At 70.5% G+C, this 14,289-nt stretch carries 9 protein-coding genes; 8 read left to right on the forward strand and 1 reads right to left on the reverse strand.

Annotated features, from left to right (window positions below; genetic code table 11):
- The 5 genes from D183_RS0111890 to D183_RS0111910 all read left to right on the forward strand — a co-directional run.
- Positions 1–963 (forward strand): lipoprotein N-acyltransferase Lnb domain-containing protein (locus D183_RS0111890; protein ID WP_017909186.1); only part of this gene is annotated, 963 nt, incomplete at its 5' end.
- Positions 960–2,909, forward strand: coding sequence for a lipase family alpha/beta hydrolase (locus tag D183_RS0111895; RefSeq protein ID WP_017909187.1), 1,950 nt, complete (start codon positions 960–962; stop codon positions 2,907–2,909). The genes D183_RS0111890 and D183_RS0111895, both read left to right, overlap by 4 nt.
- A gap of 445 nt (positions 2,910–3,354) precedes the next feature.
- On the forward strand, positions 3,355–6,069 hold the full coding sequence (locus D183_RS0111900) for a TonB-dependent receptor (protein ID WP_017909188.1): 2,715 nt from the start codon (positions 3,355–3,357) through the stop codon (positions 6,067–6,069).
- A gap of 47 nt (positions 6,070–6,116) precedes the next feature.
- Complete coding sequence (locus D183_RS0111905; protein WP_017909189.1) at positions 6,117–7,232, forward strand: Ca2+-dependent phosphoinositide-specific phospholipase C; 1,116 nt, start codon at positions 6,117–6,119, stop codon at positions 7,230–7,232.
- Positions 7,233–7,276: 44 nt separating this feature from the next.
- Complete coding sequence (locus D183_RS0111910) at positions 7,277–8,494, forward strand: histidine-type phosphatase (RefSeq protein WP_017909190.1); 1,218 nt, start codon at positions 7,277–7,279, stop codon at positions 8,492–8,494.
- Positions 8,495–8,924: 430 nt separating this feature from the next.
- Here the strand turns inward: D183_RS0111910 and metK are convergent, their stop codons facing one another.
- A complete protein-coding gene (gene metK / locus D183_RS0111915) occupies positions 8,925–10,136 on the reverse strand; it encodes a methionine adenosyltransferase (protein WP_010342184.1) in 1,212 nt (403 codons plus the stop codon).
- Positions 10,137–10,342: 206 nt separating this feature from the next.
- On the opposite strand from metK, the gene D183_RS0111920 reads away from it, so the two are divergent.
- The 3 genes from D183_RS0111920 to D183_RS0111930 all read left to right on the forward strand — a co-directional run.
- Positions 10,343–12,058 carry a lysophospholipid acyltransferase family protein gene (locus D183_RS0111920; RefSeq protein ID WP_191091289.1) on the forward strand — a complete coding sequence of 572 codons (1,716 nt, stop codon included), beginning with the start codon at positions 10,343–10,345 and terminating at the stop codon, positions 12,056–12,058.
- The gene (locus D183_RS0111925) at positions 12,055–12,873 is read left to right on the forward strand and encodes a UDP-2,3-diacylglucosamine diphosphatase (RefSeq protein WP_017909192.1); all 819 of its coding nucleotides are present in this window, start codon (positions 12,055–12,057) and stop codon (positions 12,871–12,873) included. Before D183_RS0111920 ends, D183_RS0111925 begins: the two co-directional genes overlap by 4 nt.
- Before the next feature lie 637 nt (positions 12,874–13,510).
- Positions 13,511–14,289 (forward strand): tetratricopeptide repeat protein (locus tag D183_RS0111930; RefSeq protein WP_198527662.1); only part of this gene is annotated, 779 nt, incomplete at its 3' end.

A 14,289-nucleotide genomic window follows, 5' to 3' on the forward strand; every position in this document is an offset into this window, starting at 1 on the left:
GCCAGCCTGTGGGGCGCGCTGTTACTGAGCTATCTGCCGCATACCGGCGCGGTGGTGCGCTACGGCTCGGCGCTGCTGTGGGCGGCATTGGGCGGCGCGGCGCTGTGGGGCCTGCGGCATCCGCGCGAGTACCGCGTGCTGCCGCTGCTGTTCGCGGTCGGCTGTGCGGGCATGGCGGTGGGCTGGTCGGCGCTGCAGCCGCAGCAGAACCGCGACTGGGCCGACGATGTCGCGCAACTGCTGCAGCCGCAGGTGGACGGGCACGTGGTGACCCTGCACAACGTGCGCAATTTCGCCTGGCGCAGCGACCACGACTACACCCCGCGCTGGGAGACGCGCCGCTACGACCTGGAGCGGCTGGCCTCGGCGGACCTGGCGCTGTCGTACTGGATGGGGCCGGCGATCGCCCACACCCTGGTCTCGTTCGGCTTCGACGACGGCCGTCGCGTGGTGTTCTCGCTGGAGATCCGCAAGGAGCGCGGCGAGGCGTTCTCGGCGCTGGCCGGGTTCTTCCGCAATTTCGAGCAGGTGATGGTGGCCGCCGACGAGCGCGACATCCTGGCGGTGCGCAGCAACGTGCGCGGCGAGGACGTGTACCTGTACCGGCTCAACCTCTCGCGCGCACAACTGCGCCAGCTGTTCCTGGGCTACGTGGCGCGGGCGCAGCAACTGCAGCGCACGCCGCGGTTCTACAACACCGCCACCAGCAACTGCACCACCATCGTGTTCGAGCTGGCGCGCAAGCTCGATCCCGCACTGCCGCTCGACATCCGCCTGCTGCTGTCCGGCTACCTGCCGTCCTACGTCTATGCGCAGCATGGCTTCATGCCCGGCTACAGCCTGGCCACGCTGCGCACGCGCGGCCGCATCGGCGAACGCGCGCGCGCGGCTGGCGTTGGCGACGACTTCTCCACGCGCATCCGCGCCGGCATTCCCGGCGACGATCCGGCCGTCGCGCCATGATCTTGTACTCACGTCTTGCGCGGTGCGCGGGCACCGCGCTGCTGGCTGCCGGGCTGCTGCTCGGCAGCGGTTGTGCGATGGTCAGCGTGCAGTCGCGCAGCGCTGCCGACTACATCGCCACCCAGCGCGGCGACGTGCTCAGCACCGGCAAACTCAGCGATGCCAGTCTGGAGACGTTGCGCGTGCTCGCGCTCGACCCCAAGACCTGCGAGGCCGACGTTGCGGCCTGCGCCACGCAGCTGCGCGCCCTGCAGGGGCTGGACCAGGAGCGGCGGCTGGCGACCCTGTCGGAGCTGTGGGTGCATGCGGCCAATGTGCGCACGCCGCGGCAGGCGAGGGCGCTGGACGACGCGACGCTGCAGGCCTGGCTGGAGGCGGCGCGCTACGCTTACGCCTACCTGTTCTACACCCAGCGCCCGGCCAGTGCGCGCGCCTTCGAGGACCGGCAGACCCAGGTGCGCGACTACTACAACTACGCCGTGCAGCAGGTGGTCGGCGAGCTGTTCCTGCGCTGGCGCGCCGGCAGCGCCAGCGGCGAGTTGCACGACGACGACACGCTGCGCACGGCCGGCTGGCAGGTGCGCGCGGACATGGGCAGCTTCCGCTTGCCGGGTGGCGTGGCACGGCCGGACGCGATGCTGCCGGCGTCGACGCTGCGCTTCGATGGCCTGCGCAGCACCTACCGCCGCGACGGCTTCGGCGCCGAACTGGTCGCGGAGATCGCGCCGGCCAAGGTCGGCGATCCGACCGCGGCGGCGGCCGCCAAGGCCGCGCCAAACCCGCACGCGCCCGCGTTCAGCGAGATGCCGTATGCGCCGACCACGGTGCTGCTGCGCTTCGAGGGCGACAGCCTGGCGCAGGTGCTGGACACCCGCAGCGTGGTGGTCGCGCCCTACGATCCGTACCGCGACGGCGAGGTCGAGGTGCACGGCCAGCGCCTGCCGCTGGCGGCCAACTTCACTGCGGCCTATGGCCTGTGGCTGGCCCGTGCCGGCTTCGCGCGGCAGTCGCTGCGCTCCATGCTCGGCCGCGAGGATGGCATCGACCAGCCGCATCTGTACCTGATGCAGCCGTACGATCCGGACCGGCGCATCATCCTGATGCTGCACGGCCTGGCCAGCAGTCCGGAGGCCTGGGTCAACGTCGCCAACGAACTGATGGGCGACGAACAGCTGCGCCGCCACTACCAGATCTGGCAGGTCTACTACCCGACCAACATGCCGATCGCCTGGAACCGCGCGCAGATCGAGACGCTGGTGCAGCAGACCCTGCGCCATTTCGATCCGCAGGGGCAGGCATCGGCGTCGCAGCACATGGTCCTGATCGGCCACAGCATGGGCGGGGTGATCGGGCGCCTGTTGGTCAGCGACTCCGGCGACACGCTGTGGAACGACCTGATCGGTGCGCGCGGCGACCGGCGCCCGCTGGACCCGCAGGCGCTGGCGCAGTTGCAGCCGCTGCTGCGCTTCGCGCCGTTGCCGGAGGTGGACCGCGCCATCTTCATCGCCGCGCCGCAACGCGGCACCACCTTCGCCGAAGGGCGGCTCGGCCGCCTGGCCGGGCGCCTGGTGCGCCTGCCGGTGACGCTGCTCGATCGCTTGAACACCTTGCTGCAGGGGATCGACGGCCCCGACGGCGCGCCGGTGCGCGTGCCCAACAGCATCGACAACCTGCGCGACACCGATCCGTTCGTGCGCGCGGCGGCGGACCTGCCGATTTCGTCGGCGGTGCGCTACCACACCATCATCGCCCGCCGTGATCCGGCGGTGCCGCTGGCCGATTCCGACGACGGCTTGGTGCCGTATCGCAGCGCGCATCTGCCGGGCGCGGTCTCCGAACTGGTGATCACCTCCGGCCACAGCGTGCAGGAGACCCCGCAGGCGATCCTGGAGATCCGCCGCATCCTGCACGCGCAATTGCAGGCGGACGCCGCCGCGACGCGCTGACGCCGCCCGCGACGTGGGCCGCGCGCTCGCGTCGTCGCACGCCGGAGTCGCTGCGTGGTCGCGCCGCGCCAATCCGCAGACGGGCGGCGCAATCGCCTGTGCGCGCGACGACGCGCACCTGACCCGAGCGCCCGACGCGCCGCTTCCTCCTGTGCCACCCCTGCATCGCGGCGCACGCAGCGCCGCAGTTGTGCCGAATTGCGCAGGAAACGCGCCGAATCGCCAGGCTTTGGTTTCAGATGACATCGTTGTCATCAAATTGCAGCCGCGTCCGCCAACAATGCGCGCCGCCGCGAACACGATCACGGCCTCTCTCCCCTCCATGCCCGGCCTGCGGCCCGTTCCGTTGGTCGCGCCTACGTTCGGATTTTTCATGTCGCACTCGATCCATCTTCAGAAACGCCTGTCACTGGCGATTGCCGCCGCGTTGCTCGGTGTCGCGCCGATGGCCTTGGCCCAGGCGCAGGATGCGCAGGAGACGCAGACCACCGCGTCCGACGCCAGCGCCAAGACCCTGGACAAGATCACCGTCGCCGTCACCCGCTACAACGCCGCGGACATGCAGATGGCCGCGACCAACACGGCCAACGTGCTGTCGGCCGAGGACCTGAAGTACACCGCCGTGCACAACATCGCCGAGGCGCTGGGGCTGCTGCCCGGCGTCAACGTGGTCAACACCGGGCAGTCGTACTTCGGCGGCGTCGACGGCGCCGCGCGCGGCGAGGGCATGTTCGCCTCGGTGCGTGGCCTCAACGCCGAGTACAACGTCAACCTGATCAACGGCGTCAACGTGGCCCAGGGCCTGCCCTACAGCCGCAGCGTGCAGCTGAGCCTGCTGCCACCGTCGGGCCTGCAGACCATCGTGTTGAACAAGACCTCCACCGCGGCGATGGACGGCGACGCGATCGGCGGCACCATCGACTACCGCACCCCCAGCGGCTTCGACTACAGCGAGGCGATGGGCGGCAGCGTCACCGCCAGCGGGCGCATGGAAAGCCGCGCGCGCGACTACGGCGACGACGGCCTGGGCAAGGGCGCGGCCGGCGAATTCCACGCCAAGTTCGGCGCCGACAACCAGTTCGGCATCTATACCAGTGCGTACTACGACGAGCGCCACTACGTGAACAGCGAAGTGGCCAACGCCGCCGCCTCGCGTGGCGACTGGGGCAAGAAGTACTTCTCGCGCACCACGGCCAGCGGCCAGCCGGCGCCCGGCTACGATCCGCAGGATCTGCTGATGGCCACCGGCGCCAACATCGGCTATTCCGCCGGCGACACCAAGCGCTACGGCGGCAACGTGTCCTTCGACTGGCACGTCGACCCGAGCCTGCAGCTGTACGCGCGCGCCACCTACGCCTACGCCAAGACCGAGCAGAACACCGGCTACACCCAGCTGGTGCCGGCCAACGTGAGCCTGGCGCAGATCGGCACCAGCGGCGTGTACCAGCCGCAGATCAACCGCGTGGCGGTGCGCTACTGGTACGAGACCAACCCGGAAGTGGCGGACCTGGCCACCTTCCAGTTCGGCGCCGACAAGCAACTGGGCAACTGGACGCTGTCGCCGAACCTGTTCTACAGCTACGGCGACAACGATCGCCCGGACCACGTGGAAATCTCCGCGCGCGTGGACCAGTACGCCTCCACCCAGTTCCCGTACGGCGGTGCCAGCACCTTCTCCGGCTACGACGGCGACGGCTTCCCCAAGCCGCTGCTGACCCCGGCGCTGCAGGCCCAGGCCAGCGACATCGGCAGCCTGTATGCGCGTCGCTACGGCCAGCTGACCAAGTCCTACAGCGGCCAGACCAAGGGCGGCGCCAAGTTCGACGTGCGCTACGACTTCGACCAGGGCGCGCTGAGCAACATCCAGTTCGGCGTGAAGTACGTCGACAGCTCCCGCGACTTCACCTCGCGCGACTGGACCAACAGCAAGTTCACCGACGGCACCCTGCTGCGCGACACCGGCCTGGTGGTCGGCCAGTACGACTCGGTGTACCCGGGCAAGTACGCATGGCCGACGGTCAAGCTCAGCAACGGCGGGCTGAAGGCGATGATCGCACAGCACCTGACCGCGGCCAGCTTCGACACCTGCGGCAGCCTGGCGATCAACAACCAGAACTGCGCGACCATGCGTGGCGACGAGGCGGTGACCTCGGCGTATGCGATGGCCACCTTCCACACCGGCGACCTGGAAGTGATCCCGGGCGTGCGCTTCGAACACACCAGCATCCGCAACACCTTCTGGACCATGCCCGAAGACGCCAACGGCAACGAACTGCCCGGCTTCTTCAGCAGCAACCACACCAGCTACGACGTGCCGCTGCCGAGCGTGTTCCTGAACTACCGCCCGGGCAACGGCAACGCGGTGTACCGCGCCTCGGTGTGGACCAGCTACACCCGGCCGGCGCTGGTGCAGCTCGGCGGCGGCGCCAACTACGACGTCTCCAGCGACGGCACCACGGTCATCACCGAGGGCAATCCGGACCTGAAGCCGATCAAGTCGCTCAACGTCGACCTGTCCGGCGAGTGGGACAACGGCCACGGCGGCCACGCGATGCTGGCCGGCTACTACAAGCGCCTGACCGACTACATCTACGAGAGCGGCTCGGATCCGGCCAACGCCGGCACCAGCTCCGGCGCCGGCAATGTGCGCTACGTGCGTCCGCAGAACGGCGGCGACGGCAAGGTGCTCGGCGTCGAGGCCGCGGTGCGGCAGACCCTGCAGGGCATGCCGGCACCGCTGGACGGCTTCGGCATCGGCGCCAACGTCACCCGCCAGACCACCCGCGTCGACCTGGGCATGGACGGCTTCCACGACGAGCGCATCCAGAACGCGCCGGACCTGATGGCCAACGCCGAGCTGTTCTACGAGAAGGGCCCGCTGTCGGTGAACCTGGCCTACCACTACTCCGGCGAGTACGTCTCGGTGTACGACTACTACAACCGCGGCGCGACCTGGGACGACCTGTGGGTCAAGCCGATCACGCGGGTGGACCTGCACGTGGGCTACACCTTCAACGAGCACCTGCGCGCCGACCTGTCGGTGGCCAACCTCACCAACCGCCTGAGCTACTGGGCGCACGTGGGCCACAACAGCACCGCGATCTCCGACATCGTCGATGCCGGCCGCACCGCGCTGCTGAACGTGAAGTACACGTTCTGAAGCGGGCGCCTGCGCACGCGGGACGTCGCCACCCGTCGCACGGCCCTGTGCCGCGCGGCGGGTGGGGCGTTGTCGGCCGCGCGCTGCTGCTCGTCTGGCTGGCGCTGATCGGCCTGCCGGGAGCGGCCAGCGCGGCAGCGGCACCGGTGACGGTGCCGATCGACGGCTTGCGCCTGGACCAGGTGCAACTGCTCGGCTCGCACAACAGCTATCGGCCGGTGCCGACCGCGCAGGTGCGCCAGCGCCTGCAGGCGCACGATGCGGCCGAATGGCCGGCACTGGCCTATGGCCATCCTTCGCTGCAGGCCCAGCTCGCGCTGGGGCTGCGGCAACTCGAACTCGACGTGGCCGCCGATCCGCACGGCGGCCTGTACGCCGCGCCGTATGCACGGGCGGATGCGGCGACCCGGGCCCGCATGCACGCGCCCGGCGCCAAGGTGCTGCACCAGCCGGGCCTGGATTACGCCAGCCATTGCCTGCGCTTCCGCGATTGCCTGGCGATCCTCGCCGCCTGGTCGCGCGCGCACCCGCGGCATGCGCCGCTGGTGGTGCTGGTCAATGCGGTGGATTTCGATCCGGTGCCGGGCCTGTGGCCCCACCGTTCCGCCTTCGACGCCAACGACCTGGACGCGCTGGACCGCGACATCGCCGAGGTGGTCGGGCGTGCGCGTCTGATCGTGCCCGACGACGTGCGCGGCGACGCGCCGAGCCTGCGCGAGGCGGTGCTGGCGCATGCCTGGCCGCGGGTGGCGCAGGCGCGCGGCCGCATGCTGTTCGTGCTCGACGGCAATCCGCGGCACGAGGCGCTGTACCGACAGGCGCATCCATCGCTGCGCGGCCGCATGATGTTCGGCTGGTATGCGCCGGACCAGCCGGAGGCGGCGGTGCTGTCGATCGAGGATCCGCTGGCCGAGGCGCCGCGGATCCGCGCGCTGGTGACGCAGGGCTTCCTGGTGCGCACCCGCGCCGATACCGATGGCCGCGAGGCGCGCGCGCACGACCGCCGCCGCGCACAAGCGGCGCTGGAGGCCGGCGCGCAATGGATCAGCACCGATTACTACGCCGGCGCCCCGGATCCGCAGCGGCTGGGCTACTGGCTCGGTATCGCCACGGGCCTGCGCTGCGACCGGGTCACGGCCGCATGCGGCAGGAGCGCACCGTGAGACTTTCCATGTTGGGGACGATGATGAAAACAAGAACGCGTTGGATGCTGTGGGTCGTGCTGCTGGTGGCGGCATTGGGCGCGCAGGCGCGGCCGGCGCCGAAGGCCGCGCCCGCGCTGCAGGTCGAAAAGGTCTGGATGCTGTTCCGCCACGGCGTGCGCGCGCCGTTGCTGGGCGAGGCCGCGGCTGCCTCGCTGGCGCCGCAGCCCTGGCCGGTGTGGGACACGCCGCCGAGCCTGCTCACCGCGCACGGCCGCACCGCGGTGGAACGCAGCGGCGACTACACCCGGCAATGGCTGCTGCGCGATGGCGTGCTGCCGGCGCAGGGTTGCCCGGCCGACGGCACAGTCAGCATCTACGCCAACACCGATCAGCGCACCATCGTCAGTGCGGAGCTGCTCGCCGACACCCTCGCGCCCGGCTGCCATCTGCAGGCCGGCCACCAGGCCGAGGGCAGCGACGATCCGCTGTTCCGTCCGGTGGAAGCCGGCGCGGTGGACTTCGATGCCGCCGCCGCGGTGGCCTCGATCCAGCGCCAGACCGGCGGCCCGGGCGCGGTGCTGGCACCGTATGCGCGCGAACTGCGCACCATGCAGGAGATCCTCGGCTGCACGGAGCGCTGCGACTTCGTGCACATGCCCTCGTCGCTGACCCCGGGCGCGAACGGGCGCAGCCTGGCCTTGCACGGGCCGCTGGACCTGACCTCGGGCACGGCCGAGGTGTTCATCCTGCAGTACGCCGAAGGCATGCCGCTGGACCAGGTCGGCTGGGGCCGCGCGACGCCGGCGCGCATCGCTGCGGTGTCGCGACTGCACGCCTTGCTGTTCGAGATCTACGCACGGCCGCAGTACATGGCCGCGCGCGCGGGCGCGCCGCTGGCGCACCGCCTGCTGGACACGCTGGGCGCTGACGACGCGCCGCGGCTGAGCGTGCTGGTCGCCAGCGACACCCACATCGCCGCGCTCAGCGGCCTGCTCGACCTGCATTTTCATCTGCCCGGCTTCGGCCGCGACGACGCGCCCCCCGGCGGCGCGCTGGTGGTGGAGCAGGTGCGCGACCCGCGCAGCGGCCAGCGCTATGTGCGTGTGCGCTACCAGGCGCAGTCGCTGGACCAGTTGCGCGCGCTGACCCCGCTGAGCCTGCGCCATCCGCCGCTGCTGCAGACCCTGCAGATTCCCGGTTGCAGCGACGCCGCGACCGGGCTGTGTCCGCTGCCGAAGTTCCAGGCGCTGCTGCAGGCCGCGTTGCAGCGCCGCGGCTGAGGCGCTCCCGCCGTGACCATCGCTGCTGCCTGGCGGACCAGGGCGAAGCACACATGCCGTGCCGCCTGTACGGCCGCCCTTGAGCGCACGCCGACGATGCGGTAGCGCGCGTGTCTGCCTGCGGGAGTCGACTGTCATGCAGCCGCGGCAAGCGCCGCCGACAGCCGACTGACACCCTCCGTCGTCGGGACTGAAGTCCCTCCCACAAGGAGGCCCAGTCCATCCTGCGGAACGGCTTCCGTTGCGACGCGCGTTCCAAGCAACGCCTGTCGCGGCCGAAGCCGCTGCTGCGCGGAAGCGTTCCTGCGGCGTGGCACACCCCTGCGTGCATGGCCGTTGCCAGTTTCCGCCACTGGCCAGTTCCCACCACCCAAACGCAGAACGGGCCGCAATGCGGCCCGTTCTTCCTTGCAAGCGCGGGCAGGCCGGCTTACTTCAGCTTGGCATCCGCGCGCAGCGCCTCGGCGCGGTCGGTCTTCTCCCACGAGAACGCGGTGGCCTGGTGCTGGGCGCCGGTGCCGTCGGTGTAGGTGAAGGCCTTCGGGGTGCGGCCGAAATGGCCGTACGAGGCGGTCTGCTGGTACATCGGGTGGATCAGGTCGAGCATCTGGATGATGCCGAACGGACGCAGGTCGAAGTGCTTGCGGATCAGCTTCTCGATCTTGTCGTCGGCGATCTTGCCGGTGCCGAAGGTGGTGACCGAGATCGAGGTCGGCTCGGCCACGCCGATGGCGTAGGAGACCTGCACTTCGCAGCGGTCGGCCAGGCCGGCGGCGACGACGTTCTTGGCGACGTAGCGCGCGGCGTAGGCGGCCGAACGGTCGACCTTGGACGGATCCTTGCCGGAGAACGCGCCGCCGCCGTGGCGCGCCCAGCCGCCGTAGGTGTCGACGATGATCTTGCGCCCGGTCAGGCCGCAGTCGCCCACCGGCCCGCCGATCACGAACTTGCCGGTCGGGTTGATGTGGAACTTGGTGCCCTTGTGCAGCCACTTGGCCGGCAGCACCGGCTTGAGGATTTCCTCGCGCACGGCCTCGACCAGGTGCTTCTGCTTGATGTCCGGATCGTGCTGGGTGGACAGCACCACTGCGTCGATGGCGGTCGCCACGCCGTCTTCGTAGCGCAGGGTGACCTGGCTCTTGGCGTCCGGGCGCAGCCACGCCAGCGGCGAGTTCTTCTTCTTGCGCACCTTGGCCTGCTGTTCGACCAGGCGGTGCGACAGGTGGATGGCGGCCGGCATGAAGCTGTCGGTCTCGCGGGTGGCGTAGCCGAACATCAGGCCCTGGTCGCCAGCGCCCTGTTCTTCCGGCTTCTTGCGGTCCACGCCCTGGTTGATGTCCGGCGACTGCTTGCCGATCAGGTTGAGCACGCCGCAGGTCTCGCCGTCGAAGCCGACGTCGGAGCTGTTGTAGCCGATGTCCAGGATCACCTTGCGGGTCAGCGCTTCCAGATCGATCCAGGCGCTGGTGGTGATTTCGCCGGCGACGATCGCCACGCCGGTCTTGACCAGCGTTTCGCAGGCCACGCGCGCGCGCTTGTCCTGGGTCAGGATCGCGTCGAGCACCGCATCGGAGATCTGATCGGCGATCTTGTCCGGGTGGCCTTCGGAGACCGACTCGGAGGTGAAGAGATAGCTGGACATCGCGGCTATATCCTTGTATTCGGATGAAAAGATGGAGGCGAATGATACACGGGCGCCGGGCGGCGTGCATGCTGCCCGGGTCGGACGTTGCCCAAGGTTAACCGGTTGGCGCGCCATGGTGCGCCCGTCACCTTGCCGTAGTCAGATTGCAAGATCGGTGTCGCCGCCGCGGCCGAAGCTGTGCGCAGTCAGCAAGGGGGCTTGCCGTGCTCGCACTCGAACGCCGTCTCCAGGACCGCTACCCGCACTGGTTTGCCGGACGCCGCTCGCGGCTGGTCCGGCCATTGCTGCGCGGTCTGCAGAAATGGTCGGGACTGGACGCGCTGGACGCGTTCCTGGAGGCCAACCGCGACCTGCGCGGTTTCGCCCTGGTCCAGGCCGGACTGGATTTCCTGCAGGCCCGCTACGTGGTCGCACCGACCGCCGCCGAGTGCATCCCGGCGCGCGGGCGCCTGCTGATCGTCGCCAATCATCCTTCCGGGGCGCTGGATGCGCTGGCGCTGCTGGACTGCGTGGGCCAGGTGCGGCGCGACGTGAAGATCGTCGCCAACGATTTCCTGTGGGCGCTGGAAGGCCTGCGCGACCTGCTGCTGCCGGTGCGCATCCTCGGCGGCGCACCGTCGCCGGCCAGCGTGCGGGCGATCGAGCAGGCGCTGGCGCAGGAGCAATGCGTGATCGTGTTCCCGGCCGGCGAGGTCTCGCGGCTGGGCTGGGGCGGCGTCGCCGACGGGCGCTGGCGTCGCGGCTTCCTGCGCTTCGCCCTGCGCACCGCCGCGCCGGTGCTGCCGGTGCGCATCCACGCACGCAATTCGGCGCTGTTCTACGGCGCCTCGGCGCTGTTCAAGCCGGCCGGCACCGCGCTGCTGGCGCGGGAGATGTTCGCCCGCCGCGAGCGCCGCATCGCGCTGAGCCTGGGCCGCGCCCGCGCGCTGCCGCAGGACCTGCCCGAAGCCGAATTGATGCGGCGCCTGCGCAGCGAGCTGTATGCGCTCGGCCGCAGCGGTGGGCAGGCCGCGCCGAACGAAGAAGCGTTGGTCGCCGCCGAGGACCCGGCGCAACTGGCCACGGAAGTGGCCGGCCTGCGCAGCCTCGGGCATACCCTGGACGGCAAGCAGATCCGCGTCGGCCGGCTGCGCGCCGGCTCGGCGTTGCTGCGCGAGATCGGCCGCCTGCGCGAGCTGACCTTCCGCGCGGTGGGCGAGGGCACCGGCCGGCGCCTGGACCTGGACGACTACGACACCTGGTACGAACACATCGTGCTGTGGGATGGCGCCGCCACCCGCGTGGTCGGCGCCTACCGGGTTGCCCGCGGTGCACCGGTGCTGGCCGAGCGCGGCCTGGCCGGCTTCTACACCGCCGAACTGTTCCGCTACGGCGAGGGCATGCTGCCGCGCATCGCCGCGGGCATGGAACTGGGTCGCAGCTTCGTGGTGCCGGACTACTGGGGCAGCCGCAGCATCGACTACCTGTGGCAGGGCATCGGCGCCTATCTGCAGGACCATCCGCAGGTGCGCTACCTGTTCGGTGCGGTGTCGATCAGCGCCGCGTTGCCGTACGCGGCGCGCGAGCAGATCGTGGCCTACTACGCCCGCTACTACGGCGACGCCAGCGGCGAAGCCGCGTCGGCGCGGCCGTTCCCGTATCCGGAAGCGCCGCCGGCGTTCGACGAACTGGACGCCGACACCGCCTTCAAGGTGCTCAAGGGCAACCTCGACGCGCTGGGCGCGGCGGTGCCGATGCTCTACAAGCAGTACACCGATCTGTGTGAACCCGGCGGTGCGCGCTTCCTCGCCTTCGGCGTGGATCCGGCGTTCAACGACGCCGTCGACGGCCTGATCGAGCTGGATCTGCAGCGCATCCGCAGCAAGAAGCGCGCGCGCTACCTCGAACGTCCCCGCAACGAAGCAGAGGTGGTGGCATGAGTCCGCTCAACAGCCTGGCGCCGCGCCGCGCGGTGTTCGTCTCCGATGTGCACCTGGGCGCGCCGCATTGCCACGCGCGCGAGCTGGCCGATTTCCTCGGCGGCCTGCGCTGCGACCAGCTGTACCTGGTCGGCGACATCGTCGACTTCTGGTGGATGGCGCAGCGCCGCGCGGTGTGGAGCGCGGCGCACCAGCGCGTGGTCGATGCGCTGCACGCGCTTGCCCGCGGCGGCACCGAACTGATCTACGTCCCCGGCAACCACGACCGGCCGATCCGCCGTTTCTGCGGGCTGGCGCTGCCGGCGATGCAGGTGCGCCGGCGCGCGGTGCACGCCACCGCCGACGGGCGCCGCCTGCTGGTGGTGCACGGCGACGACTACGACAGCGTGACCCAGTTCGGCGGCCTGCAGGAGAAGTTCGGCGACTGGCTGTACTACCGCATCCTCACCGGCAACCAGTTGACCAACCGCGTGCGCCGCCGCCTGGGCATGCGCTACTGGTCGCTGGCGGACTACCTGAAGCGGCAGAGCAGCGCCGCCGAGCGCTACATCGAGCGCTTCGTCGCCGCCGGTCTGGACGACGCGCGCCGCCGCGGCCTGGATGGGGTGATCTGCGGCCACGTGCACCGCGCCGGGCTGTTCGAGCGCGACGGCCTGGTCTACGCCAACGACGGCGACTGGGTCGAAAACCTCACCGCGCTCGCCGAAGAGGCCGACGGCACCCTGCGCCTGCTCTCGCACCGCGGCGAGGTGCTGCGCGAACTGCCGCCGCGCCTGCGGCTGGTGCAGGAGAACGTCTGGCCGCGCGCGGCCTGAATCGGCCGATCGTGCCAGGCGGCGCTGCACAGCCTGGCGCGTGACTGGCAGGTCGTGCGTTCGACTGCTGCCGCGCCTGCGCGCCCCGCAGGTGTCCTTGTCGCGAATCGCCCCGGGCGTGGCACCGCCGTCCCTGCACTGGACGGAAGCGTAGAACCCGGTGTGACCGCTATTCCACGATGACCCGTGCGTGGTGTGCATCACCACCGCGCGCGCTTGCCCGGCTTCCGTGGCATCGGGTCTACTGCGATGCGTCGGCGCGACATGCCCTGGCAGGAACCCACGTTCGCGCCCGGGCCTCACGCTGATCCATGTCGCTGCGGCGCGCGTGCGCCGCATCCCGATCAGTTCTGGAGTTGTGGAGACAGTGAAACCAGGGAAGGCGTTGTGCGGCCGGTCGCGCAGTTCCATGGGGACATGGTTCGGCTTGGGCTGGTCCGCCGTTTCTGGCGATTCCGTCCAGGCGAACGTCACCGCGCTTGGCACGCGGCCGCGGACATGCCTGCGATGGGCGTGCCTGGGCGTCCTGCTCGCGGCGAGCGCGGCCGCGATTGCGCAGAACACGATCTATGGCTGCGCGGAGCCCGCCGCGCCGCGTCCGCTTCCCGATCCGCTGCTGTGCGTGCAGCAGGCGGGCGTGTCGACGCCGCACTCGGCGGGCGATGCGCGGGTCGAGGCATTGTTCGCACGTGCCAAGCAGCAACTCGACGGCGGCCGCTTCGACGCCGCCGAGCAGGCGCTGGATTGCGCGCAGGCCAACCTCGGCGATGCCGGCGGCGCGCGCTTGCGCTACGAGCTCATCCGCCGCCGCGGCATTCTCGATTTCCGCCGCGAACGCCTGCCGCAGGCGCTGGCGCGCTTCGAGTGTGCGGCCACGCTGTCCCGCTCGCTGCACGACCGCATGGGCGAGGCGCGCGATCTGAACAACGTCGGTGCGGCGCTGCGCCGCCTCGGGGATTTCCGCGGTGCCCTGCGCAACCTGACGCTGAGCCTGGACATCCAGCGCGCGCGCGGCGCGGTCTCTGCGTCCGTGCTGACCAATATCGCCGACGTGTATCGCGAACTGCGCGAGTCCGACACCGCGATGCGCTACTACCGCGATGCGCTGGCCGCCAACCGCGCGCAGGGCGACGCTATCGAGGCCGCGCACGTGCAGGAAACCATGGCCGAGCTGGCGCTCGACAGCGGCGACACGCCGCAGGCGCTGGCCTGGCTGCAGGAGGCGCTTGCCGTGTACCGGGCGCAGGGCCGCCGCGTGTACGAACTGCGTGTGCACGATGGCCTGATCCGCGCGGCATTGGCGCTCGGCGACGTCGCGCAGGCGCAGCGCTGGAGTTCCAGTGCGCTGGCGCTCGCCGAGGCATGGGCGCTGCCGCTGCCGTCCGCGCTGCAGTTGCAGCTGGCGCGGACCGCCCG

It is taken from the genome of Xanthomonas sp. SHU 199 (assembly GCF_000364665.1).
Taxonomy (GTDB): domain Bacteria; phylum Pseudomonadota; class Gammaproteobacteria; order Xanthomonadales; family Xanthomonadaceae; genus Xanthomonas_A; species Xanthomonas_A sontii.